22 protein-coding genes, 1 tRNA gene and 2 pseudogenes are annotated in these 25530 nt (G+C 48.2%); 10 read left to right on the plus strand and 15 right to left on the minus strand.

Annotation, left to right across the window (positions count from 1 at the left end; genetic code table 11):
• Positions 1-71 precede the first annotated feature (71 nt).
• The 5 genes and pseudogenes from MKR94_RS09305 to MKR94_RS09325 form a co-directional block, all read right to left on the minus strand.
• Positions 72-680 carry a hypothetical protein gene (locus MKR94_RS09305; protein WP_241646660.1) on the minus strand — a complete coding sequence of 203 codons (609 nt, stop codon included), beginning with the start codon at positions 678-680 and terminating at the stop codon, positions 72-74.
• 343 nt (positions 681-1023) lie between these two features.
• Positions 1024-2273, minus strand: a pseudogene (locus tag MKR94_RS09310) (integrase domain-containing protein).
• Positions 2274-2436: 163 nt separating this feature from the next.
• Positions 2437-2513, minus strand: a tRNA-Pro gene (locus MKR94_RS09315).
• Between the two features lie 71 nt (positions 2514-2584).
• Entirely contained in the window at positions 2585-4339 is a 1755-nt protein-coding gene (yejM, locus tag MKR94_RS09320) for an LPS biosynthesis-modulating metalloenzyme YejM (RefSeq protein WP_241646661.1), read from the minus strand.
• 17 nt (positions 4340-4356) lie between these two features.
• Complete coding sequence (locus MKR94_RS09325) at positions 4357-4584, minus strand: YejL family protein (protein WP_048912285.1); 228 nt, start codon at positions 4582-4584, stop codon at positions 4357-4359.
• A 224-nt stretch (positions 4585-4808) separates the two neighbouring features.
• On the opposite strand from MKR94_RS09325, the gene yejK reads away from it, so the two are divergent.
• A complete protein-coding gene (gene yejK, locus MKR94_RS09330) occupies positions 4809-5813 on the plus strand; it encodes a nucleoid-associated protein YejK (RefSeq protein ID WP_241646662.1) in 1005 nt (334 codons plus the stop codon).
• Between the two features lie 44 nt (positions 5814-5857).
• Here the strand turns inward: yejK and rplY are convergent, their stop codons facing one another.
• Positions 5858-6142, minus strand: a complete 285-nt coding sequence (rplY, locus tag MKR94_RS09335) for a 50S ribosomal protein L25 (RefSeq protein ID WP_048912283.1) — start codon at positions 6140-6142, stop codon at positions 5858-5860.
• 121 nt (positions 6143-6263) lie between these two features.
• Positions 6264-8015 (minus strand): DNA repair helicase RadD, encoded by a 1752-nt coding sequence (gene radD, locus MKR94_RS09340; protein ID WP_241646663.1) that lies wholly within the window; start codon positions 8013-8015, stop codon positions 6264-6266.
• Between the two features lie 107 nt (positions 8016-8122).
• Between radD and rsuA the strand changes: the two genes are divergently transcribed.
• The gene (gene rsuA, locus MKR94_RS09345) at positions 8123-8848 is read left to right on the plus strand and encodes a 16S rRNA pseudouridine(516) synthase RsuA (protein WP_241646664.1); all 726 of its coding nucleotides are present in this window, start codon (positions 8123-8125) and stop codon (positions 8846-8848) included.
• Between the two features lie 72 nt (positions 8849-8920).
• Here the strand turns inward: rsuA and mepS are convergent, their stop codons facing one another.
• The 3 genes from mepS to yeiP all read right to left on the minus strand — a co-directional run bounded on the left by mepS (position 8921) and on the right by yeiP (position 11104).
• The gene (mepS, locus tag MKR94_RS09350; protein ID WP_241646665.1) at positions 8921-9493 is read right to left on the minus strand and encodes a bifunctional murein DD-endopeptidase/murein LD-carboxypeptidase; all 573 of its coding nucleotides are present in this window, start codon (positions 9491-9493) and stop codon (positions 8921-8923) included.
• A gap of 323 nt (positions 9494-9816) precedes the next feature.
• The gene (locus MKR94_RS09355; RefSeq protein ID WP_241646666.1) at positions 9817-10512 is read right to left on the minus strand and encodes a phosphatase PAP2 family protein; all 696 of its coding nucleotides are present in this window, start codon (positions 10510-10512) and stop codon (positions 9817-9819) included.
• Between the two features lie 19 nt (positions 10513-10531).
• A complete protein-coding gene (yeiP, locus tag MKR94_RS09360; RefSeq protein WP_241646667.1) occupies positions 10532-11104 on the minus strand; it encodes an elongation factor P-like protein YeiP in 573 nt (190 codons plus the stop codon).
• Between the two features lie 197 nt (positions 11105-11301).
• Between yeiP and MKR94_RS09365 the strand changes: the two genes are divergently transcribed.
• The 4 genes from MKR94_RS09365 to fruA all read left to right on the plus strand — a co-directional run bounded on the left by MKR94_RS09365 (position 11302) and on the right by fruA (position 15479).
• Positions 11302-11559, plus strand: a complete 258-nt coding sequence (locus tag MKR94_RS09365; RefSeq protein ID WP_214217270.1) for a YkgJ family cysteine cluster protein — start codon at positions 11302-11304, stop codon at positions 11557-11559.
• 135 nt (positions 11560-11694) lie between these two features.
• Positions 11695-12828: a fused PTS fructose transporter subunit IIA/HPr protein gene (gene fruB, locus MKR94_RS09370; RefSeq protein WP_241646668.1), complete on the plus strand. Its 1134-nt coding sequence runs from the start codon at positions 11695-11697 to the stop codon at positions 12826-12828.
• A complete protein-coding gene (gene fruK / locus MKR94_RS09375; RefSeq protein ID WP_241646669.1) occupies positions 12825-13772 on the plus strand; it encodes a 1-phosphofructokinase in 948 nt (315 codons plus the stop codon). The genes fruB and fruK overlap by 4 nt, the downstream gene beginning before the upstream one ends.
• Before the next feature lie 12 nt (positions 13773-13784).
• A complete protein-coding gene (gene fruA / locus MKR94_RS09380) occupies positions 13785-15479 on the plus strand; it encodes a PTS fructose transporter subunit IIBC (protein WP_241646670.1) in 1695 nt (564 codons plus the stop codon).
• Between the two features lie 64 nt (positions 15480-15543).
• On the opposite strand, the gene nfo is transcribed toward fruA, so the two are convergent.
• On the minus strand, positions 15544-16383 hold the full coding sequence (gene nfo, locus MKR94_RS09385; protein ID WP_241646671.1) for a deoxyribonuclease IV: 840 nt from the start codon (positions 16381-16383) through the stop codon (positions 15544-15546).
• A 151-nt stretch (positions 16384-16534) separates the two neighbouring features.
• On the opposite strand from nfo, the gene yieE reads away from it, so the two are divergent.
• The gene (gene yieE / locus MKR94_RS09390; RefSeq protein WP_241646672.1) at positions 16535-17410 is read left to right on the plus strand and encodes a DNA-binding transcriptional regulator YeiE; all 876 of its coding nucleotides are present in this window, start codon (positions 16535-16537) and stop codon (positions 17408-17410) included.
• Positions 17411-17530: 120 nt separating this feature from the next.
• Positions 17531-19015, plus strand: a complete 1485-nt coding sequence (locus MKR94_RS09395; RefSeq protein WP_241646673.1) for an amino acid permease — start codon at positions 17531-17533, stop codon at positions 19013-19015.
• A gap of 33 nt (positions 19016-19048) precedes the next feature.
• On the opposite strand, the gene ptrR is transcribed toward MKR94_RS09395, so the two are convergent.
• The gene (gene ptrR / locus MKR94_RS09400; RefSeq protein WP_241646674.1) at positions 19049-19915 is read right to left on the minus strand and encodes a putrescine utilization regulator PtrR; all 867 of its coding nucleotides are present in this window, start codon (positions 19913-19915) and stop codon (positions 19049-19051) included.
• Between the two features lie 182 nt (positions 19916-20097).
• Between ptrR and folE the strand changes: the two genes are divergently transcribed.
• Together folE and yeiB are read left to right on the plus strand one after the other, a co-directional pair.
• On the plus strand, positions 20098-20763 hold the full coding sequence (folE, locus tag MKR94_RS09405; RefSeq protein ID WP_048912270.1) for a GTP cyclohydrolase I FolE: 666 nt from the start codon (positions 20098-20100) through the stop codon (positions 20761-20763).
• A gap of 49 nt (positions 20764-20812) precedes the next feature.
• Positions 20813-21874: pseudogene (gene yeiB / locus MKR94_RS09410) on the plus strand (DUF418 domain-containing protein YeiB); the annotation flags it as partial.
• Here yeiB and sanA read toward each other — a convergent pair.
• The 3 genes from sanA to cdd all read right to left on the minus strand — a co-directional run bounded on the left by sanA (position 21798) and on the right by cdd (position 25468).
• The gene (gene sanA / locus MKR94_RS09415; protein ID WP_338328019.1) at positions 21798-22661 is read right to left on the minus strand and encodes an outer membrane permeability protein SanA; all 864 of its coding nucleotides are present in this window, start codon (positions 22659-22661) and stop codon (positions 21798-21800) included. The pseudogene yeiB and the gene sanA sit on opposite strands and share 77 nt — an antisense overlap.
• A gap of 105 nt (positions 22662-22766) precedes the next feature.
• A complete protein-coding gene (locus MKR94_RS09420) occupies positions 22767-24464 on the minus strand; it encodes an NAD-dependent malic enzyme (protein ID WP_241646676.1) in 1698 nt (565 codons plus the stop codon).
• 113 nt (positions 24465-24577) lie between these two features.
• Positions 24578-25468, minus strand: coding sequence for a cytidine deaminase (gene cdd, locus MKR94_RS09425; protein WP_241646677.1), 891 nt, complete (start codon positions 25466-25468; stop codon positions 24578-24580).
• Positions 25469-25530: the final 62 nt, after the last annotated feature.

Consider the following 25530-nt stretch of genomic DNA (forward strand, 5'->3'; position numbering starts at 1 on the left):
GTCGGTGGAGTTGCATGATAATGTCATTGGGCACTACCTCACGATACAGCACTATCAATAAGTTGGAGTCATTACCAATTATTAGTATCGAAAGCTATGGCAATCTTACTCTTAGGGTTATCGATAAACTTCCTTGGATTATCGAGCATCTCTTCATTTGAGTACATTGTATAGAGCAATGCTTTTATGGATGATGCTTGGCTATTTGTGGTTTTCCTTCCAATTTTCTTATTAGAAGTCGAGTTAGAGCCAGCTTCTGGCTGTCTACTATCAATATCGTTATACATATTAAGCAGCTGTGTTTTGTTTTCTTTGTGATCTTTCAGTTTTGTCATCATTGATAGAGACAGAAATAAGTCTGATTTACTGATTTTAGGGTAGGGTTGTTCGCTCGATCTACTATCCGCTCCTATATAATCCAGCTTTTCATCACTATCTTCTATAATTCTATAAAAGCGCTTTTGCGATCTTAAGTGGAACACTAGCCCTTCATTTTCCTTAACGCTTTTCCAATCGCTCGATATCATATCTAATACTGTACATGCGCCATCTGATTCTATTTCTTCTAGCTCATTAATTGTTAAAGCCCATAATTCGTAAGCTCTCCCATGCAGTACATGACAGTTTGCGTAAGTCCTGAATGATGAGGCCCCATTACTCGGCACAAAGTATGAAGCCATGTTATTTAGGCTTGGTGATATTGAACCTAAAAGCCGATGCTCTTTCGCTTATGATATCTGTAATCTCTTTTTCAATTGCCCCGGATATCCATAAAGACGAGGGAAACCCATTCAACTTGATGCAAATTTCTATAGCTCCAATCACTCCGAGATGGATTATATCATCAGTATCGCAATCCAACTCCTTAGCAGCCCTATCAAGCGAGTAATACTCGCGTTCAAAAAAATGCACAACGTCACCTCTAACGTTAAACCTAAAAAGGAATTGAGTCAGGCGGTAGGTTTGCCGCTTTTCGCCCCGTCAGGCTAGACTCAATCTGTTCCATTACGCCGTCACATATCACTACACGGCTAATTTACTTCTGATACTACTCACGCCATTGGCTAAAGTTGAACCTGTTGCCGCTGCTTCCAGCGTATCAGTCCACCAGCTCATTAGAACCTTTCTTCTTTCAAGGTAGTTACTCCGGTTATAGGCGCGGCGTACTTCGTTCTTTTCCGTGTGGGAAAGTGCTGACTCGATTATATCAGAGTCGAATCCTGCGCTATTGGCTGCGGTACTGAATATCGATCTGAAACCGTGAGCCACCAATACACCACGGAAGCCCATACGTTTTAGGGCAGCGTTTGCCGTCTGACTATTCATCGGCTGCTTAGGGTCTTTCATGCTTGGGAAAACATAGTCACGATGTTTACTAGTCGGCTTCATTTCCTCAAGGATTGCGAGTGCTTGGGGTGGAAGTGGTATTACATGGTCACGGCGCATCTTCATTCGTCCTTCGGGTATCGTCCATGTTTGATCTAGTAGGTCGATTTCATCCCACCTTGCAGAAGATGCCTCAGCGGGGCGGGTCACTGTGAGAAGCTGCCACTCGATTAATAAGCGCGTCTGTCGCTCTATGCTGGCTATTGAAATAGCTCGCATTAGTTCCGGTGGTTTGTCAGGTGTGATAGCTGGCATTGGCTTCTTGGTCGGAACGGGGAAAGCCTTACGAACATTTGCAGCGGTATTTACCTCAATGAGTCCACTGTTTGCTGCATAGTCCATTACTTCGTTCACGCTCTGCAAAACACGTTTCAAAGTTTCCAGATTACCCCTCGCTCTAATCGGCTCCAGCACATTAACGAAAGTTCGGGCGGTGAGTTCTGTTACTGGACGGTCGCCAATATCAGGGAAAAAATATTTTTCCAGTGACCGCCATATATCTTTAATCGTGTTGGGTGCGAGGTTCTGTGCCTTCTTCAATTCGTACCAATCAGCGGCAACGTTTTTAAATGTGTTGCCTGTCCTGAGTTTCTCGGCTTCTTCCTAATGTGTTCGATAGTCCTGCGGGTCGATACCTTTATCTAGCATTGCTCGCGCTTCATCTCTGGCGGCTCTTGCATCCAATAGAGAAAAGGAAGGGTAATTACCAATCGTCATTGTGGTGCGTTTGTTATTGGCTGGCCTGTAATAGCGTAGCTGCCACATTTCACGCCGGACGGTTTAACCAGTAGGACTAGGCCACCTCCATCAAGTAGAGATAGCTCCTTGTCTGTGGTTTTGGTATTTTTCACCTGTGTAGCGGTGAGTGGTACGGTCTTTCTTGGCATCGTAGGACTAGCTCTTTTAGGACTATGCGAAATCTAGTCCTAAAAATTCCGTCTGTAAATGGTGATAACCAATACTACAGACAACAAAAAACCCGCAAACTCAGTGAGAATGCGGGTTCTTGTAGGGTTTCCATCAGTAAACGATACTAACAGAATGTTGATTTGGTCGGCACGAGAGGATTTGAACCTCCGACCCCTGACACCCCATGACAGTGCGCTACCAGGCTGCGCTACGTGCCGACGACTTGAATAATAGTACCGCAGTTTTAGAGAAAATCAACATGTCACTGATCTGACTGGCTTATTAGTAATCAATTTGCAATAAAACGCTTCTCTTCGGTCAGTACTTGCAGGAGTAATCCTAGCTCGGGCGTCTCATCATGTAATCGGCGACCTTTCACATCATAGCTGCTGTACTGACCATTTGTATTCAACACAATAGAGCGTGTCGGCGTGGTAATAATCAGATGATTATTTTCACTGCTGGTGACCCAATTATTGCGCCCTTGCGCGGTGAAGAGATCGCGTCCTTGGGTATAGTCATAACTAGGCGTCGTCACATTTAATAGACGTTGCATAATGGTCGCCATAATGTCCTGATGGTCGGTGAGATAATCAATCGACTGCGCAGGGGTATTCGGCCAATGGATCACCAGTGGCACATGCAATACGCTACGGCGACTTTCTGAAGTGTCGCCAGGTGTTAGCGACAGCCCATGGGTACCGGTAATGACTACAACGGTATTGTTTAACGCTTGAGACTGTTCAAGTTCATTAAAGATGGCAGCAAGCTGTAGATCAGTCGTTGCAGAGTTTTGCTGATAGGTTTGGCTACGTTGACCCTCAGTCGCATTGCTTGTCGTGGCCCCTTGCAGTGACACCCACGAGAACCAAGGTTGTGGCGAGTTTTGTTGTTGGCTATACCAGTTATGCCATTGCTCAACCGTTTGGCTATCGGACTGACGATGCTGTAACGGAATGGTGTAGTCGGTTAACAGGGCTTGGCGATAAAAAGGCTGCTTGAATCCATCGGTTGAGAATAAACCAAATTGATAGTGGCGATTAGCCAGCGTTGTCAGCAAGCTTGAAGGTGTTCTCGAGGCGAGGACTCCTTCTAAATAGGTAGAGGAAATTCCATAAAAAAGTCCGAATAGTCCATTCTCGCTACTCGGCCCGGAACTGTAATGCTGAGTGAAGTTAATATTCTGCTGCGCAAAATTACCCAGTGCAGGGTAGGCCTTGCTGACGGCTTGACTGCTTAAATTATCGATGGTGATAACCAGTAAATTATAACCTGAGGCTTTAGGCGCAAAGGTAATCTCACTTAACGGGTATGCCAGTGACAGCGCATCCGGTTCGCCTTGTTGAATCAGACGACGTTGGTAATCTTCTGAGTCGAGTAGACCATGCTTCTCTAAGAAACGTCGTGCAGTCATAGGGTAAGAGAGCGGTAAATTACTTTTCTGCATGGTAATCGGGCGATAAAAATTCGCATCTGCCCAGATATACATAATGTGACTGGCGAAAAACGTTGCGATAAATAGTACGACAAAAGGTCGAGCATAATGGTGACGATTAAGGCTACGGAGCTTCTGCCAGCTCCATGTTGCGAACAGTAGTTCGGCTAAAAAAATAATCGGGGCGGCAATAAACATCAATTGCCAATCACGTGTCAGTTCACTCTGTTCCGGGTTAACCACCAATTGCCAAACAATAGGGTTCAAATGGAGATGGAAACGTTGGAAGACCGCGCCATCAATCAATAGCAAGGTTAACCCGCAGGTAGCAATAATCGAGGCAATGACACGTAAGAGTCGCTGCGACCGAATAAAAAAGGTGATAGGGAAGAGTATCAGTAGGTAGAGGGCGAAGACGATAAAACTGAAATGACCCAACCAACTGCAATAGGCATAAATACGACCAGCGAGCGACGCTGGCCAATCGTTGATCAATAGGTAACGACTGCCAAGCACCAAGGCCAACAAAATATTAAATAGGGCAAACCAATGCCCCCAGCTAATCATGCTGGAAACTTTTTCGCGATACTGTGGTTGGTGATTGGCCATAAACGTCGTTTTAATGATTAGTGAGCCGAATCTTCGCTGACTGAGGCTTCGAGAGCCGCAGCGAAGGAGCGAGCCAACGCATGGCGCTGAGCAGGTGAAACACTGGAATTAATTAAATTCGTCACCATATTACCGAGCACCATCAACGAGAGATCAGTAGGGGCCTTATCCATTTCAAGGACTTTAGAAAGCTCATCGAGAAGCTTCTCGACGCGGGAATCACTATAACGAGATAACTGTGGCATAGTATTAACTAATATCATTGTAAAAAGTAGCTATTCTACTGTAAAACAGGGTTTATATCTGCAATTTTTCATCAAGATTTACTCAGTAAATGCTGAAAACTGTGTCAATTTATCTGCTCGCCAAGCGTTAATGATCGAAATTCCCACCTTAAGCTTAGCAAATCTCATTGTCAGGTCGAGACCTGCGTGATTCAATAGTGCATCATTCGTTTAGGGAGTTATCTATGAGTCTGGATATTGACCAGATTGTGGTTCATCAGCTAATTAAGCGTGATGAGGACGAGTTATCGCTTATTTTACGTGATTCATTATTGTCGCCAACCCATGAAGTTGAAGTGATGTTGGAAGAGTTACACCGTGTTTATAGCGCAAAGAATAAAGCTTATGGCTTGTTTAATGAAGAGAGTGAATTGCGCGATACGTTACGCGAATGCCGCGGTGGCCAACAAGATTTCCTCGCTTGCACTCGCGCGGCTACCGGTCGCTTACGGGATGAGCTAGCTAAATATCCTTTTGCTGAAGGCGGCATTGTCCTCTTTGCCCAGTACCGATATTTGGCGGTTGAATACCTATTGATTTCCGTTCTAAACAGTCAATCAAGCATGCGTGTTAATGAGGCATTAGAAATTAGCACGACCCACTATCTCGATATTAATCACGCCGATATCGTGGCACGAATCGATTTAACTGAATGGGAAACTCAACCTGATTCAACGCGTTACCTGACTTTCCTACGGGGTCGAGTAGGGCGTAAAGTCTCCGATTTCTTTATGGATTTCTTAGGTGCGAGCCAAGGATTGGATGCTAAGGCGCAAAATAGAACATTATTGCAGGCGGTGGATGACTACTGTGAAGAGGTGAGCCTTGATAAACAATCTCGTCAGGAGTATCGCCAACAGGTTCATCAATATTGCAGTGACCAATTAAAATCAGGTGACGAGATCACCATAACTGAACTGTCACATCAGTTACCAGAAGTAAATGAGCAAAGCTTTGTCGGTTTTACCGAGCAGCAAGGCTACGAATTTGAAGAGAGTTTTCCTGCGGATCGCTCGACATTACGTCAGTTGACCAAATTTTCAGGGAGTGGGGGGGGATTAACGATGAATTTCGATGCGTTATTGCTTAACGAACGTATTTTCTGGGATCCCACGACCGATACGCTCACGATTAAAGGGACGCCCCCTAATCTACGCGACCAATTACAGCGTCGGTTAAAAGAAGAGTAAAAAAAACGCCGCGAAAGCGGCGTTTTTTATTTCGGCTTCGGCAATTACGCGCGAACGAAGTCGATGTGGTGCAGTTTTGGCTTGAACGGGTGACGTTGAACAGCCTGAACTTTGACTTTAGTTTCTTTACCGTCGATAACCAGAGTCAGAACGTCAGTGTAGAATTCTGGCTTGGTTTGCAGGTTGTTAACGAAATCGTGATCTAAAACTACAGATGTAGCAGCTTCATTTCCGCCATAAACGATGGCTGGGAATTTGTTAGCTAAACGCAGACGGCGGCTCGCACCCTTACCCTGCTCTGTACGGACTTGTGCTTCGATAGTGAACATAATTTTTCTCTTAGAGTAATTCCGCTACAGGCGACCCAGCAACGGAAGGATTATTCAATGACGCTTTATTGAGATAAAGCGCGCGGCATTATAGCGGGTAACGGGGGGCAGGGCAAATAATCTAACTCGCGGACGCTGCACGCCGAAATCTGCCTTGGTAATCGAAGACTTTGTGGCGAATTTTCCAAAAGTTTTTTTGGCGATGTGCCACGACAAAATCGGGGTGCCGTAAAAGGGCCTGTTGCGCAATAATATCGCTGGCCGACTGCCATATAAGAGGAACCCCTGGTGCACGACTGTGCAAACGAAGGAACTGTTGTTCAAAGACATGGCGCTGGGCAGGGGAGTGCAGTCGGAAGGTTTCAGGTACCTCCGCACCATCCTCATCCATATAGGTAATACGTAACCACTCACCTTTTGCATCTTGCCCGGTATGAAGTTGCATGCCTGTGCAGCGTAGGACCGTTGCGTCGCGCAGTTTAAGCGCTGCTTTTAACATATCATCAGGATCGACCAGTACGGCGTCACATTGTTGGCAGACTTTGGCTGCAATATCGTTTTCGGCATTACAGTGAGGGCAGGATTTAAAGCGAAAGCGAAAATCACACTGTTGAGGGCTACCAACGACCTCAACTATTCCCTGGCAACGACGGCCAAAGTGTTCGATAACCGTACCATCATCGAGGGCTTTCCCCCAAAAAATATTCGCAAACTGACACTGTGGGCAAAAAACTTGTACAGGCTGATTTTCGCTATCTCCCTGCGGGCTACCAATTTCGGGGAGATAGAGGTCGTAATCATTTCCGGCATAATCAAGGATGGCACAGGCGGTTTTACCGGGATACAGACGCAGTCCACGACCAATGATTTGTTGATAAAGACTGACCGATTCAGTTGGCCTAAGGATAGCGATTAAATCGACATGCGGTGCATCGAATCCAGTAGTTAATACCGCTACATTCACCAAGTAGGTAATCTGTTGTGAAGTAAAGCGCTGTAAAATATCGTCACGCTCAGCGCTGGGGGTCATCCCAGAGACTAACGCGCTTTCAGCAGGTAAGTAACTGAGGATCTCTTGCGCATGGCGCACCGTCGCGGCAAAAATCATGACGCCACGACAGCCGGCAGCATGCTGAATGATTTCGGCAACAATAGAGGGCGTCACACGTTTTTGTTGCGATAAACTTAAATTTAACGCTTTTTCTGGGAAAAGCCCTTGTTGATTAGCGACCAGTGCCGAAAAATCATAACGCAAGATGGGCATATCTAAGCGTTTTGGCTCGACAAGATAGCCATGCTTAATCATATAACGCAGCGGCAGTTCGTAAATACACTTATAAAACAAGGCATCCTCGGTGCCACGTACCATGCCATGATAATGAAAGTGGTATATCCATCCCTTGCCTAACCGAAAGGGCGTGGCGGTCAACCCCAATAGGCGGAGTTGTGGATTACGCTGGGTCAGATAATCGAGGATTTGTTGGTATTGACTTTGGTCGTTGTCACCAATGCGGTGGCATTCATCAACGATTATCAAGGAGAAGGCTGCATCGAATTGGTCGAGATGGCGAGCAACCGACTGAACGCTACCGAACACCACCTTACTCTGACTCTGTTTTTGCGCCAATCCTGCAGAAAAGATATCGGCGTTTAAGCCTAACGCCTGATATTTGGCATGATTCTGCCTCACCAACTCTTTTACATGCGCTAATACGAGAACGCGACCCCGTGCGATACGCGCTAATTCGGCGATCACCAAACTTTTTCCAGCACCAGTGGGTAAAACAATCACCGCGGGGCGTCGTTCTTGGCGGAAATAGTGTACGGCAGCCTCAACGGCTTCTTGTTGATAGGGGCGTAGGGTAAAACTCATCGGTTATGAACTCGATTACAAGCAGGGTTACACACTGACAGTTGGTGTCGCTTCGGGGTATACTAGCATAAATCACTCTATAAACTTCCTAATAGGCTTACAGATCCATGCGACTCGATAAATTTATCTCCCAACAACTCGAAATTAGCCGTGCCATTGCAGGCCGTGAAATTCGAGCACGTAACGTCACAGTCGATGGAGAGGTGGTACGTGAAGCGGCGTTCAAAGTATTGCCAGAACATGAAGTGGCTTATGATGGTAACGTACTGCATCAACAGCATGGCCCCCGCTATTTTATGTTGAACAAGCCTGTTGGCTATGTGTGCGCGACGGAAGATGAGCAGCATCCCACTATTCTCTATTTTATCGAAGAGCCTATGGCATGGAAGTTACATGCAGCAGGGCGACTTGATATCGATACGACCGGTCTGGTGCTATTAACCGATGATGGGCAATGGTCACACCGTATCACTTCGCCACGCCACCACTGCGAAAAAACCTATCATGTCACCTTAGCCGAAGCGGCAGATCCTGCATTAATAACGCGTTTTGCACAGGGGATAATGTTACAAGGTGAATCTGCACCGACCAAACCGGCTACGCTGGAAATTCTGGATAGTAACCAGGCGAGAGTCACGTTGAGTGAAGGGCGTTATCATCAAGTCAAAAGAATGTTTGCCGCATGTGGTAACCACGTGAAAGCGTTACATCGTGAACGTATCGGTGAGATTGCGCTTGATGAAGACTTGGCACCAGGAGAGTATCGCGAGTTAACGCAACAAGAAATTCTGAGTATTAACTTGCCACCAGAGTTACAACAACCACTGGTCTAGATTGCGGAAATAAAAAAAACGCTGCGAAGGACAGCGTTTTTTTTGGCGAACATTTGTCAGACCTTATGAAAATTAACTGTGCGAGTTGCTCAGAACTCGGCGTGCTTCGCGGTAGCGAGCTTTCCAATAATTGTCATTAAGGTTTGAAATCATGACTCCACTGCTTGTTGAAGCATGAACAAAATCGTTGTTACCTAAATAAATACCGACGTGGCGTCCCGTAGAACCCGAGCGGAACAACACTAAATCACCGGGACGAAGCTTACTTTTATTAATGAAACGTCCGGTATCTTGCTGGTCTGCGGTTGAACGAGGCAGCGATAAGCCAAACTGTTCACGGAAAGTGCGTTGCACGAAAGCAGAACAATCGATGCCGCGACGGGACTCACCGCCCATGCGATAACGAACACCTTTCCAACTCGCATATTGATTCATAATTTTCGATTTAATATCAACATTATGAACCAGTTCTTCAAATTGATCTTGAGAAGCTTGAAGTAAAAAACCATTCCGGTTGTTAACGTCATGTTTCTCTAAATTCGCTGTGGTAGTTGGGTGGCTACTACATGCACTTAACAGCGTTGCTAAGGCAATTGCTGGAACAGCCCGCCACAAGTATCTCACAAGTGGTTGAGATTTGACCATATTAAGCAGTTTCCTTCGATGTCCTTACGACAAATACGTCGTTCGCCAATGAACAGATTAAGAGATTATCAGAGATTATCAAGAAGACAATTTATGAATTATATCTAGATGTAAATATCTTTGACACTCATTTAAGCTGAAGCCCCTTATAACAAGGGCTAAGCGTTATTTGAGACTAGCGTAGAAAATGTAAACTGGCGAGAGTTTTTAAGATTTTTTTTGATCTTATTAGGAAAAATATCTGGTAAGCCTATTTTTAATGGAATTCATAGGGAATATCCGGGGGGGATTCCCCCCGGGGAAGGGTAAAATAAGCCGCGTAATTAGTGAACACCGGGTAATTTACGATAGATTTTATCAATCAGAATATCGGTGAGCGGCGTTAATAAACACCAGCTCATCCCCACTAATACAACAGAAAGCGATCCGACTGAAATATCGGTAAACCAGTGAGCCCCCACCATTACGCGCGGTAATGCGAAAACACCCAGAATAATTAGCCCGACAACGAAGGCCTTACGGCCAAAGTAGCGTCCCATAAAGCAGGCATAAATCATAAGCATCATCCCGTGATCCCCGGGAAAGCTGTCAGCTGAACCATCTTTGGTATGGATTCCCGTGAGCAGCCCTGCACGTTGTGCATCAGCAAAGAACAGCGAAGGGCTACTGTGGCTGACGGGAATAAGGTGGCCGAGTTGATTGAGCACCACTGCGGTAATCAGCATAGTGATGCCCAAGGCTAACATCCACATCCGACCTTTATGATCTTTTCGCCGCCAGAAAGAATAAAAATAAGCTGCCATCGCTAGAAACGAAACAATATCGAAGCCACGATAATTGGTGATAGCCACAAATACGGCAAAGGCATGTGATTTCACCATTTCATGGTTAAAACTGTAGAAAATCGATTTATCTAACGAAAACCAGAAACCATGATTCACCGGTAGATACCACGAAAAGAAGAGGCAAAGACCGAGCAAGTTCAATAGGATTATCGCTGAAAAATTAGACTGGCGCATAATCTGCTCCCTGTAAGGATTAATCGGCACGACTCATATAACGACGTTCAGGGATGTGAATCCGGATCTTATCGCCATTACTTAAGTACTCAGGGACTTGAACGGTTAACCCAGTGGAGAGTGCTGCGGCTTTGGTTCGGGCGCTGGCTGACGCGCCTTTGATGCCAGGGACAGTCTCCACAATCACCAAATCCACGGTTTGAGGCAGTTCTAAAGCTAATACTTGATCATCCATCAGTAAGACTTGCATACCCGGCAGACCCGCTTCAGGAATGAAGAGTAGCTCTTCTTCTATTTGCTCACGGTTGAAGCTATAAGGGGTATAGTCTTCATCGTCCATGAATACATATTCATTTCCATCGGTATAGGAAAAACTCACTGCACGGCGATTCAGCTGGATGCTGTCGATAATATCGTCGCCTTTAAAGCGCTCTTCCACTTTTAATCCACTGCGAATATCGGTAAAGCGCATCTTGTATAATGTAGCGGCGCCACGGGCACTAGGACTCTGCACATCGATATCTTTGACTAAAAGTAATTTACCGTTCCAACTTACCGCCATACCGCGTTTTATTTCATTTGCTTTAGGCATTGAAGAGACCTCAAATAGGATGATTACAATAATGCGGGGAAAATACTCGCCCCCGTGGTTGCATACAAGCAAAATAGTGGTGCACTAGGCATCTTTAGCTAAATTTTTCACATTCATTTAGCTGAAATTTATGTTGCATAATAATGATGGCATCCAGATACTCTCTACCATTAACCTTATTTAATAAAAGAGCGTCTATGGAATGCCGTAGCCACTGTGGTGCCTGCTGTATCGCGCCCTCAATCTCTTCACCGATTCCGGGTATGCCTGAGGGCAAGCCAGCCGGAGTTCGCTGTGTGCAATTGGACGATAATAATCTCTGTAAAATCTTTACATCGCCGCTACGTCCAGCCGTGTGTGGAGGGTTACAACCTCATCCTGATATGTGTGCAACGTCACGCGACGAAGCAATGACCTATCTGCTCGAGCTTGACGCGGCGACTGCGCCACACTAGTCCTACTAAGCAAATTCGGCTAACACTGATTTAAATTTTAAAATTGTGCGTTGACTCAAAATTATTAATTTCAATTTTTGATATAAAAAGCGCTAATTTAGTTGCTGAAACGATTCAACCTATGTGAGGAAAATTATGTTCCAGCTCGAAGTTCAGGCGATTCATACTGGCGCCTCAGCCACCAATAAAGAAGATGCAATCCGTCAAGTTGCGGCGGCACTCGCCAATGCGGGCAATGTGGGTGAGGGCTATGTGAGTGGAATGTTAGCGCGTGAGCAGCAGACCTCCACTTATCTGGGTAACGGCATTGCCATCCCTCACGGCACTACGGATACGCGTGATTTAGTGCTTAACACGGGCGTACAGGTTTTCCAATTTCCGCAGGGAATCGAATGGGGTGCTGATCAAACGGCTTATGTTGTTATTGGTATTGCGGCAAAATCCGATGAGCACCTCGCCTTACTCCGTCAGCTAACTCACGTATTAAGCGATGACAGCATTGCTGAGACGATTAAAACAGCCTCCGCCGAAGAGTTGCGTGCTATTTTAATGGGTGAAAAGCAGCCAGCGGAATTTCGATTTGATACCTCATTAATCTCATTAGGGGTCAATACGACTGATCTCATCACTTTGCAAGCATTAAATGCTGGGCGGCTACAAGCTATTCATGCAGTTACCCCGCAATTTGTGGCCAATACATTGGCACAGAAACCATTGCACCTTGGACAAGGTATCTGGTTACAAGATTGTGCAGAAGGTAACCTGTTCAGCGCTGTCGCAGTGAGTCGACCGTCCTCAACGGTAACGCTCGAGTCTGGGGAAGCGCTTTCATTATTAATCACCAGTTCCACGGCCGATGAACAGCCACTGACGGTTATCCGTTACCTCACACAATTGATCAATAATAATCAAACCTCTGCATTGTCCAGTGCTGATGCCGCGGGTGTCCTGGCGCTGTTAACCAGCGAAGTGAGCCTGGGCGACGATACCGTCACCGAAGAGTTTGTGATTAAGAATGAACATGGCTTGCATGCCCGTCCAGGCACTGCGCTGGTCACGGTGATTAAACAGTACGACTGTGATGTTAGCGTAATTAACCTTGATGGTAGCGGTAAGCCAGCTAATGGCCGTAGTTTAATGAAAGTTGTCGCCTTAGGCGTGAAGAAAGGCCATCGGTTACGCTTCACCACCAGTGGTCCACAAGCTGCTGAAGCAATGAAAGCTATCGGCGAGGCGATCGCCAGTGGATTGGGGGAGGGCGCAGAATGAGCCGCCGTGTTGCCACTATCTCCTTAAATCCCGCCTACGATCTGGTTGGTTTTACGCCTGAGATCGAGCGTGGTGAGGTCAATTTGGTTGAGACTACCGGCCTGCATGCTGCGGGCAAAGGGATCAACGTTGCTAAAGTCTTAAAAAATCTTGGGGTAGACGTCACGGTAGGTGGATTGCTAGGGCGTGAGAACCAAGAGGGCTTCGACCAGTTATTCGCTGAGTTAGGCCTACATAATCGTTTTCAGGTCATTGATGGCCGTACGCGTATCAATATCAAAGTGACTGAAGCAGGTGGCGATGTCACCGACCTCAACTTTTCCGGCTTCAACGTCAGCGAAGAAAATTGGCAGCATTTCAAGCAAGATTCGCTCAATTGGCTTGGCGACTTCGATATGGTCTGCGTGAGCGGAAGCTTACCTCAAGGGATTGCTCTTGATGAGTTTACCGACTGGATGAAAGCGCTTCGTCAACAATGTCCATGTTTGGTCTTCGACAGTAGCCGTGCAGCGCTGGATGCAGGATTACTGGCAGGCCCTTGGTTAGTTAAGCCTAATCGTCGGGAATTAGAAATGTGGGCGGGTCGCTCACTGCCTGAACTCAGCGATATTATTGCGGCCGCCCATCAACTGCGTGAGCAAGGGATTAGTCACGTTGTGGTTTCCCTCGGAGCAGAAGGGGCGTTATGGGTTAACGCCTCCGGAGCATGGCTGGCAAAACCCCCGGCGTGTGAAATCGTCAGCACGGTAGGCGCAGGTGACTCCATGGTGGGCGGACTGATTTACGGCTTACTGATGGGTGAAACCAGCGAACATACGTTAAGGTTAGCGACAGCGGTTGCGGCACTGGCAGTGAGCCAAAGCAACGTTGGCATTACGGACCGCTCAGCCCTCGCGGCGATGATGGCTCGTGTCGAATTACACTCCGTTACCGAACAGCAGTAGAGGAAAGTAGAGATGAAAATAGCATTAATCCCCGATGCATCGTTGGGCTTAGCGTCGGCACAGCTGGTTAAACAAGCCTTCGAAAAGGCGATCAGTGAGCAGTACGAGTATTCATTAGCTACGGTAGCTGAAGCAGAAACCGTGATTGTTGCAGGGGATCCTGCAGCGGCCGCTTCTCACTTAGCCGGTAAACAGGTCGCGGCCACAGAGAGTCAATCACTGTTGACCGACGCGAAAACCGCCATTGGACAAGCATTAGCCAATGCGACGACTTGGCAAGCCCCCGCGGTTGCCTCAACACCCTCAGCGGCCTCGACGTCTGCGGTGAAAAAAATCGTTGCCGTCACTGCCTGCCCAACGGGTGTGGCGCATACCTTTATGGCGGCTGAAGCGATAGAAGCGGAAGCGAAAAAGCGCGGGTGGCCTGTTCGCGTCGAAACCCGTGGTTCTGTCGGTGCCGGTAATCCGATTACTCCAGAAGAAGTGGCTGATGCCGATATTGTCTTCATCGCTGCCGATATTGATGTCGATTTGGCGAAGTTTGCCGGAAAACCGATGTATCGGACATCCACCGGTCTTGCCCTGAAAAAGACTGCGCAAGAGTTCGATAAAGCGCTGAATGAGGCAAAGCCTTATCATTCAGCCAATGGCTCGGCGCAGGCTGCATCCGGTACTGCGGGGGATAAAAAAAAGAAATCCGGCGCTTATCGTCACTTGCTTACCGGTGTCTCATTCATGTTGCCTATGGTGGTCGCGGGTGGACTGTGTATCGCATTGTCTTTCGCTTTCGGTATTAACGCCTTTAAAGAACAGGGCACTCTTGCAGCCGCCTTGATGCAAATTGGTGGAACCACGGCGTTTGCCTTGATGGTTCCCGTGTTGGCCGGCTACATTGCCTTCTCTATCGCTGACCGCCCAGGCTTAACCCCAGGTCTGATTGGCGGTATGTTAGCCTCGACGTTAAGCGCAGGTTTCCTCGGCGGTATCATTGCTGGATTTATCGCCGGCTACACTGCAAAACTGATTAGCGGGAAGTTGAAGCTGCCGCAAAGCATGGAAGCGCTAAAACCCATCTTGATTATTCCGTTGGTGGCAAGTTTAGTGACTGGTCTGCTGATGATCTACGTAGTGGGTAAGCCTGTTGCCTTTATCATGGAATCATTAACCCATTGGTTAGGGACCATGGGCACAGCAAACGCAGTCTTACTGGGTGCGGTGCTTGGGGCGATGCAATGTAGTGATATGGGTGGCCCGATAAATAAGGTCGCTTATGCCTTTGGTGTCGGCTTATTAAGTTCTTCTACCTACGGTCCGATGGCAGCCATTATGGCGGCAGGTATGGTCCCGCCTCTAGCAATGGGCTTAGCGACCTTGGTTGCCCGTCGTAAATTTGCCAAAGCGCAACAAGAGGGGGGTAAAGCCGCTATCGTCCTCGGATTGTGTTATATCACCGAGGGAGTTATTCCGTTTGCAGCGCGAGATCCCCTACGGGTATTACCCTGCTGTATCGTGGGCGGTGCGCTGACCGGCGCTATTGCCATGGCAATTGGTTCTAAACTGATGGCACCTCATGGCGGGATCTTCGTGTTCTTAATTCCTGGTGCGATTACTCCGGTACTAGGCTATATCGGTGCCATTTTAGCGGGTGTGATTGTCGCGGGTATTGCTTACGCTATTATCAAGCGTCCTGAGCCAATCACCGCCTAAGACGACGGTATCAACGAAAAAGGCCGTTCCCTTTAGGGTGCGGCCTTTTTTATTGCACTCACGATTATTGCTGGGCTTTGAGCCAGGCGATCTCTTCTGCCCAAATATCCTGATTGATCGTTTCTAAGATAAGCGGAATATGATCAAAACGTGGGTCTTGCATTAACCATTTAAAGGGAGTGTAACCAATATTGCCTTCGCCAAGGCTGTCGTGGCGGTCGACGCGGCTATTAAATTGGCTTTTCGCATCATTTAAATGCATTCCTCGTAGGTACTGAAAACCGACGATGCGTTCAAAAGCGTTAAACGTCTTTTCGCACTCGTCTACAGTGCGTAGGTCGTAGCCTGCCGCAAAGGCGTGACAGGTATCGATACAGACCCCCACCCGCGATTTATCCTCGACATGATGGATAATCTCCGCCAGATGCTCGAATTCGAAGCCAAGATTACTGCCTTGCCCTGCGGTATTTTCGATAACCGCCGTCACGCCAGAGGTTTTATCTAGAGCAATGTTAATCGATTCGGCAATACGTTTTAGGCATTCATCGGTCGAGATTTGCTGAAGATGGCTACCCGGATGGAAATTAAGCAAGGCGATTCCCAAAGATGCTGCACGTTCTAACTCATCAATAAAGGCGGCGCGCGATTTCTCCAAGGCTTCAGCCACGGGATGGCCGAGGTTAATTAAGTAGCTATCGTGTGGCAGAATCTGTTGTGGCCCATAGCCATAGTCACTGCAAGCCTGACGGAAGAGATCGATAGTCGATTGCGACAGTGGCGGGGCCTTCCACTGACGCTGATTTTTGGTGAATAGCGCAAAAGCTGTTGCGCCAATATCATGTGCTCGCGTTACCGCATTAAAGACACCGCCTGCGGCACTGACATGCGCTCCAATATATTTCATTATTTATCCCTGACATGAAAAGTCGAGTGGTGTGTGCATAAATCATAAATTCGTTCATGATTCTATTATTAATCAGTAAAACTGGTAAACTGTTTACTTTAACCGGTTATGTTAAAGCTTATCACAATAGCAAAAGTCAGGGATTTACCCTATGCATATTACGCTACGCCAACTCGCTGTTTTTACAGAAGTTATCAAAAGTGGCTCGACCACTCATGCTGCGCAAGTTCTTGCGCTGTCTCAATCAGCAGTGAGTGCCTCGTTAACCGATTTAGAGGGTCAACTGGGTGTACAATTATTCGATCGTGCCGGTAAGCGTTTGATCATTAATGAGCATGGTCGACTACTCTATCCTCGGGCCATGGCGTTGTTAGATCATGCCAATGATATTGAACTGTTATTTAAACAAGGACAGGGTGCATTATCGCTTGCCGCGAGCAGTACCATTGGTAATTACCTGTTACCCGCAGTGATTGCGGATTATCGTCGCGATTTACCCGATGCCCGATTAGAGCTTACGGTGGGAAACAGCCAAGAAGTAATTGACGCTGTTGCGCACTTCAATGCCGATATTGGGTTAATTGAAGGACCTTGTCACCAGCACGATATCGTCAGCCAGCCGTGGTTACAAGATGAACTGGTTATTTTTGCTGCACCGGGTGCGGCAATCTTTAAACAGCCCATTACGCTTGAGGCGTTAGCCAATTCGCCTTGGATTCTGCGTGAGCAAGGTTCAGGAACACGCGCACTGGTCGACCACCTGCTACTCAGCAAGCTTAGCCACTATCATGTGACGATGGAATTAGGCAATTCTGAGGCGATCAAACATGCTGTACGTTACGGTATGGGGTTAAGCTGCCTTTCACGGCGTGTCATTGCCGACCTATTAGACAGTGGTTTACTGCGTGAAGTGCATGCACCACTCCCTACGATGACCCGTACCCTTTATTTGATTCAACACCAACAAAAGCAGCGCTCCCGGGCGATAGAACGTTTCTTAACCTACTGCCATCAAGTGGTTGAATAGGGTGAGGCTAATGATCGTCGCGTGATTATGAAGGTAACTTATAACAGTAAAGATAGTGCAACGCGACTGCACTGCTCTTGTTACAATCGCGCACAATTTTAGCCAGGTGAGTTTTATCCTATGAATTCGAGTTCTTCTCAAACGGGCGCGTCGGGCTTAAAACGCTCGCTCAAAGCCCGTCACCTGACAATGATTGCGATTGGCGGTTCGATTGGAACCGGGTTATTCGTCGCGTCAGGTGCCAGTATTTCTCAAGCCGGACCCGGTGGCGCGTTATTGTCGTATGCAGTAATTGGTTTGATGGTGTACTTTTTAATGACCAGCTTAGGTGAGCTCGCGGCGTACATGCCGGTATCGGGATCGTTCTCCACCTATGGTTCGCAGTATGTTGATGAAGGCTTTGGTTTTGCCCTTGGCTGGAACTATTGGTACAACTGGGCCGTAACCATCGCCGTCGATTTGGTGGCCGCACAGTTAGTGATGGGTTATTGGTTTCCCGATGTGCCGGGCTGGATCTGGAGTGCGTCTTTCCTCGCGGTTATCTTCCTATTAAACGTCATCTCAGTGAAAGGCTTTGGTGAAGCAGAATATTGGTTCTCCTTAATCAAGGTGATCACTGTCGTGATTTTTATCGCGGTAGGGGTCTTGATGATTGTGGGGATCTTACACGGCGCAGAACACGCAGGGATTAAAAACTGGCAGTTAGGCGAAGCGCCTTTTGTCGGCGGATTCCCGGCGATGATTGGTGTGGCGATGATTGTCGGCTTCTCATTCCAAGGCACTGAGCTGATTGGTATCGCAGCGGGCGAGTCAGAAAATCCAGAGAAAAATATTCCCCGTGCGGTACGTCAAGTATTCTGGCGTATCTTACTGTTTTATGTCTTCGCCATTTTAGTAATTAGCTTGATTTTACCTTATACCGACCCGCGTTTATTACGTAATGATGTGGGCGATATTAGTGTCAGTCCTTTCACCCTAGTGTTTCAAAATGCAGGGCTATTATCCGCTGCGGCGGTGATGAATGCTGTGATCTTAACGGCCGTCCTATCGGCGGGTAATTCCGGTATGTATGCCTCGACACGTATGCTCTATACCTTGGCAACCGAAGGTAAAGCCCCGAAGATTTTTGCGGTATTGACCAAAAATGGTGTACCCCGCAATGCCTTGATTGTGACCACTGTGATCGCGGGTCTGTGTTTCCTCTCCTCACGGTTCGGTAACCAAACGGTTTATCTATGGTTATTGAATACTTCAGGGATGACCGGATTTATCGCATGGCTGGGGATTGCTATCAGCCATTATCGTTTTCGTAAAGGTTATATCGCTCAAGGTTATGATCTGAATGATTTACCTTATCGCTCCGGCTTTTTCCCGTTAGGGCCGATGTTTGCCTTTGGTCTCTGTCTGATTATTACCTTAGGCCAAAACTATCAGGCATTCCTCGCGGATAAGATCGATTGGTATGGCGTGGCGGCGACCTATATCGGTATCCCGCTGTTCTTATTGATCTGGCTGGGCTATCGCATCGTTCGTGGCGGACACATCATCCGCTATCAAGAGATGCACTTTCCACGCTTTAAAGCAGGGAAACGCCTCGACAGCTAATCCCAAGGGCCAGGGCGCGCAATGCCCCTGGCCTTAGTCAGGATAGATTTCCGCCATCAATGCGCTTAATGCCCTGACATTAGGTGACTCCCCCTCATGACGCCATATCAATCCAGTATGTAAATGACTAATATTGTCAGGGAGCTGATGAACGGCGACCCGCGTATGGTCGGTCAGCTTATTCAATAATGAATGCGGGATCACCGCAAGCCCAGCCCCTCCGGCAACGCAGGCTAACATGGCATGATAAGACTGAATTTCCATAATAGGCCCTGGCGTGACGCCCGCTTGTGCGAACCAATGTTCTAGACGATGACGGTAAGAACAGCTACTGCGAAAGGCGAAAAAAGTCTCTCCTATCACATCTTGTGCCACGGTGACCGGTGGATGAGCTGGGTTAGTGATTAAGACTAGGCGATCGCGATAATGGTGACCACATATGAGATCGGGACGCGGTGAGGGCTGATCGGTTAAGGCTACGGCTAACTTTCCCTTAACGACCCGATCGAGGATTTCGCCAGAGGTTCCGGTTACCAAGGAAAGCTGCACGGCCGGATAGCGTTGATGGTAAGCAGAGAGCAATGCCGGTAAGCGAGTGGCTGCAACACTCTCTAAACTGCCGAGCGTTAAAGTCCCTGAAGGCTCAGCGGAGCGCGAAAGCTGCAAAGCCTCTTCACTCAATTGCAGGATTTTACGGGCATAGTGTAAAAATTCATGGCCGATTGGCGAGAGCCTTAACCGCTGTTTTTCACGAATAAACAGCGCGTTACCGACGTCCTCTTCAAGCTGTTTAAGACGAGTGGTGAGGTTAGAGGGCACACGGTGTAACTGTTCTGCTGCCTTAACTATCGAACCGCATTCCGCCACCGCACAAAACATTTTTAACTGAACAAGATCCATTATGTCGCCTTGAGTGTCGATCAAGTCTCTAGTGTAGGAGCAGTTGCCGTGGGACTCAAGCCGTAGGTAAATGCGAACAAATGCTGTAAGGGCTGGATTAACCGCGCAGACTGCTTCACAATATGCAAAAGATTACCCGTACCGATATTAACGGGTGTAACACCTGCTGGAGAATTAAGACGATGTCCGAATTAAGTCAGGAAGCGATGCTGGTCCATGATGCATTGCTGGCTCGCGGGCTTGAAACCCCCCTCAATGCGCCGGTAAATAGTCAAGACAGCCAACAACGTAAGCAAAAAATAGCGGAACATATGCGTGAAGTGATGTTGCTGCTTAATCTTGACCTCACCGATGACAGTTTAATGGAAACCCCTAATCGCTTGGCGAAAATGTACGTCGATGAGATTTTCTCTGGCTTGGATTATGCCAACTTCCCGAAGATTACCGTTATCGAAAACAAGATGAATGTTGATGAGATGGTTACCGTGCGTGATATTACGCTGACCAGTACCTGTGAACATCACTTTGTGACCATAGACGGTAAAGCGACAGTGGCCTATATCCCGAAAGATAAAGTGATTGGGCTATCGAAAATCAACCGTATTGTGCAATTCTTCGCCGAGCGCCCGCAAGTACAAGAACGCTTAACACAGCAGGTTCTGGTGGCGCTCCAAACTTTATTGGGTACCAACAATGTGGCAGTCTGCATTGATGCGGTCCATTACTGTGTGAAGGCGCGGGGGGTAAAAGATGCCACCAGCGCCACGACCACGACGTCGTTAGGTGGGTTATTTAAATCCAGCCAAAATACGCGTCAAGAGTTCTTGCGCACCATTCGTAATAACTAATCCTGCCGCGGCCAGGCACCTTCCTGGCCGAATTGAGACGCTCACACTTATGCCTCGTTACCCTCAACTCGATTGTCTGCGAGGTATCGCAATACTGGGTATTCTACTTCTGAATATCGTTAGCTTTGCACTGCCTTCTGCAGCCTATTTAAATCCCGCATGGCAAGGGCCCCCCTCCGACACCGATACCGTAGTATGGGGGATATTAGAACTGTTTGCGGAGATGAAGTTTCTCTCACTGCTCGGTCTATTATTTGGTGCTGGGATTATCTTTCAACTGCCGCGTGGTCTGCCGTGGATCACTCACCGATTGCTCTGGTTAGTCGTCTTTGGCGTGTTACACGGTATCCTGCTGTGGCAGGGAGATATTCTGTTGTCATGGGGCCTCACCGGCTTAGTAGTCTATCGCGTGATTGCTTACAGCGATCGGGGTGAAAACTTACTGCGCACAGGGGTGGTCTTCTATCTGTTTGGCGTCGGCTTATTGGCGGGATATGCACTGGTTTCCGGTCACCAGCCAGGCAGTGATTGGCTACCACAACCCGCTGATATTGCGGCTGAACGTACTGTTGCACTAAAGGGTGGCTGGTTAGCCATCCATGATCGCCTCGAACAATTTGATGGACGCTTGTTAGCCTTAGTCACCCAGTATGGTTGGGAATTGGCAGGCCTAATGATGATTGGCGCAGCATTAACACGTCAGGGCTGGCTGCAGGGGCAGCGCCCGGTCAGTCATTACCGCCGCTGTTATCGTTATTTATTGCCAATCGGCTTTATGCTGACGGCGATGAGTGTCTCGTTACAGTATGCGACAGGCTGGGACTTCCGCTGGAGTGGCTTTTGGTTACAGATCCCTCTTGAGCTGGGTACGCCGTTCATTGCAGTGGGCTATATTGCACTGCTCCATGCCCACTGGCAGCGCCTTTCGGGATGGCGACTGACCTCGCTGCTGATACAGGTAGGCCGAATGGCGTTGAGTAATTACCTGCTACAGACGCTAGTGTGTACGACAATATTTTCGGTATTAGGCTACTTTATGGCATTGACTCGGAGTCAGTTGTTGGCGGTGGTGCCTCTGGTTTGGTTGCTGAATCTGGCGTTTTCTTACTGCTGGCTGCGTTACTTCCGTCAGGGGCCTCTAGAGTGGTGTTGGCGTCGACTGACACGCTGGACGGCAGGTGTTTAGCTTGCTGATTCTCTAGCTCGACCAGCTGCTCTGGTGTCACGGCTGGGTAGGTCGGGCCGTGTTTTGGTAACTCCGCACGACTCGGAATGGGCACCATTGGGCCGAGAAAATGCGGTTCGCTATTAAATAGATACAGATCGGCCAAGGCGGCGAGACGCGCGCCGACTTCTCGAATACGAATGCTCAAAATATTTTTAGGAGAAGGCACGGCAAAACATTGGGCTTGGATGCCTTGCTGTAAGGCAATAAATAGCGCACGTTCACAGTGAAAGCGCTGGGTGATGATAATAAAATCATTGGTATCGAAGACCTTGCGGGTTCTAACGATAGAGTCCAAGGTACGAAAGCCCGCATAATCGAGGACAATATCGCTTGGTCGTACGCCATTTTTAATTAGATCACGGCGCATGGTGCGCGGCTCGTTATAGCTTTGCAGCGCATTATCACCGCTCAGTAAGAGATAGGAGACCTTGCCGCTGTTGTATGCATTAAGCGCACCTTGGATACGGTAGAGGTAATATTGATTAGGTTCACCGCCGCGATAATATTTGGAAGTGCCTAATACGACGCCAACTTGACGTTTAGGCAGTTGGGAGACGGTATCGTAAATGTAAGGCGCTGTTTTCCAGCTGATCCATTGGTCCAGCCCAATCGCTGTTAAGCCCAGCAGCATTACTAGCGCGAATAGACCGATAAGCAGTCGCTTTATCATACCGTGCAAAATCCTTTGAATATCTCTGTTCGTAGGGTACTTGAGCGGGCGGGATCAGGCAAGGAGATCAAGGTAAGCCAATATAATGACTTACCTTTAGTACTATTAAATGGAGGCTCGGCGATATTGCCGATAATGCGGTTTCCAGAAATTGGCCTCGATGGCTTCCTTAATCTGCTCCTCGCTACAGTGTGTTGCCACACCGTCTTGCTGTGCGGCTAAGGCGACTTTCACGGCAATATGCTTGGACACCGACTGAATCTCGGTAATCGGTGGCAGGATGGGGCCTTCACCCTGTTGAGCTTTCGGTGAACAATCGGCCAGCGCTCGACAGGCACTGAGTAACATATTTTCCGTCACGCGTTTGGCGCCGCTGGCAATCACGCCTAATCCAATACCGGGAAAAATATAGGCGTTATTACATTGTGCGATAGCAACCTTCTCACCTTGCCAAGTAACTGTACCAAAAGGACTACCAGTCGCGACTAAGGCCTTGCCCTCGGTCCAGGTAAAGATGTCAGTAGGGGTCGCTTCGGCCCGAGAGGTCGGGTTAGACAGCGGCATCACAATTGGCGTGTCGCAGTGTTTGACCATCTCACGAATGATCTCTTCAGTGAATAATCCCGGTTGTCCTGACACCCCAATAAGAATTGAAGGGTGGGCATTATGTACTACATCGAACAAAGAGTAGTCGTCATTATCACTTTGCCAATCGCTCAGTGCGGAGGAAGATTGGCTTAAACGTTGTTGGAAGTCGAGCAGGTTGGTCAGCTTATCGGTCAGTAAGCCATAGCGATCGACCATAAAGACACGCGCTCGTGCCTCTTTTTCAGAAAGTCCTTCGTGTTGCATCTCTTTGATGATTTGTTCAGCGATCCCACATCCGGCCGAACCAGCCCCCAAGAACGCAACACGTTGGTCTGACAGCTTGGTGCCTGCGGCGCGGCTAGCAGCGACGAGGGTGCCAACGGCGACGGCTGCGGTACCTTGAATATCATCATTGAAGCAGCATAGCTCATCTTGATAACGTTCTAATAGTGGCATGGCATTCTTCTGCGCAAAGTCCTCGAATTGCAACAGAACGTTGGGCCAGCGGCGCTTCACTGCCGAAATAAAATCTGCAACGAAACTCTCATATTCTTCGCCGGTGATCCGCTGATGACGCCATCCCATATACAACGGGTCGTTTAACAGTTGCTGATTATTGGTGCCGACATCGAGAACGATTGGCAGGGTATACGCGGGGCTGATCCCCCCACAGGCCGTATAGAGCGACAGTTTGCCGATCGGTATTCCCATCCCGCCGATACCTAAGTCACCCAGCCCTAAGATGCGTTCACCGTCGGTGACAACAATGACTTTAACATTCTGTTTGGTGGCGTTTTGCAACATATCTTCAATATGATCGCGTTGTGGATAGGAGATAAAGACGCCACGCGCGCGACGATAAATCTCAGAGAAGTGTTCACAGGCGCTGCCCACGGTTGGGGTGTAGATAATCGGCATCATCTCTTCAAGATGATCGTCGATTAAGCGGTAAAACAGCGTCTCGTTGGTATCTTGGATATTGCGCAGGAAAACGTGCTTATCGTTATCGTTACGAAATGCATTGAACTGCTGCCAAGCCCGCTCGGCTTGTTCATCGATGGTTTCGACGTTATCCGGTAATAAGCCATTAAGGTTAAAAGCAGTGCGTTCGTCTTGGCTAAAGGCACTGCCTTTATTCAGTAACGGAAATTCTAATAAAATAGGACCCGCGTAAGGGATATAGAGGGGACGTTCGCTTTCATACTCCAATTCCATGCTTTGCTCCGTAATGGGGTGAGTGTGCGGCGTAATATCCTCTAACTATAGTCCCCTCGGCCGAGCTTTTCCGCGCATTGAGTCACTTTCTTACCAAATTTAACCGAACGTTATCACTTCATTGCTACCGTCACCGTTTCTAACGAATAGCCTCCCAAGGACGTCAGAATAGCAGCGCTGGCCGACTGTTGAGAGAGTGAGGCATCGCTGACTTCAACCAGCACGGCACGGGTAATGGCGTTAACTGAGTCGCCCTGTAACTGCATCATAATCAGTGCGCTTTGAAGTGGAGGCAGGCTCGGATTGAAGGCGGCATTTTCGGCGTAGCGGCCCGTCACCCAGTGACCGTCATCGATTTGTAACGCGATGCCGCTGTAAGCGTGCGTATAGGGGGCATAGCTCTGGCTCGCCGCGTCGACTGCAGCCTGAATCAGTGGGTCAGACTGTGCAGCGAACGAATGCCGCTGCGGGTCGAACAGGGTATCCGTAATGCCTAAGTCTTTTGGTCCGAAAGCGTTTGGAAGATAATCGTGCAAGGTTTGCGGGGCGTGACCGGGTAAATAGATCGTCAGCTGTTGCGCGCTATTCAGCTCATTCATAAATTGGCGGCAATGACCACAAGGAGTGTAGTTGACCGTGACGGCGGTTAACTGGGGTTCATTACACATCCAAGCATGGTTAATGGCACTTTGTTCGGCATGGATGGTTTGCTGTATGGGCGCAGAGGCGAACTCCATATTAGCGCCAAGATACCAGCGTCCACTGATCCCCTGCGCAATCGCACCGACCTTAAAATGAGAGAGCGGGGTGATGGCATAACTTGCGGCAAGTGGCAGCAAGGCGAGTGCTAAGTCCGCAGCGGATAGACCGCTAGCCTGTTGCAATGCGCTTACCTCTTCGGCGCTGAAACTGGCTTTGAAGGTATCGGCCATAACATAGGGGCGTAAAGCGTGAGCGAGGTCAGGTGTGCAGTCTTGGAGGGCATTAAGTAAGCTATCGTTCATGATAGTTTTCTCGTTTTATAAAGGAAAAAAAACCGGGCATTGCCCGGCTTAAGTATCGTCAA

Origin of the sequence: Rosenbergiella metrosideri, assembly GCF_022602565.1 — a bacterium.
GTDB classification, from domain to species: domain Bacteria; phylum Pseudomonadota; class Gammaproteobacteria; order Enterobacterales; family Enterobacteriaceae; genus Rosenbergiella; species Rosenbergiella metrosideri.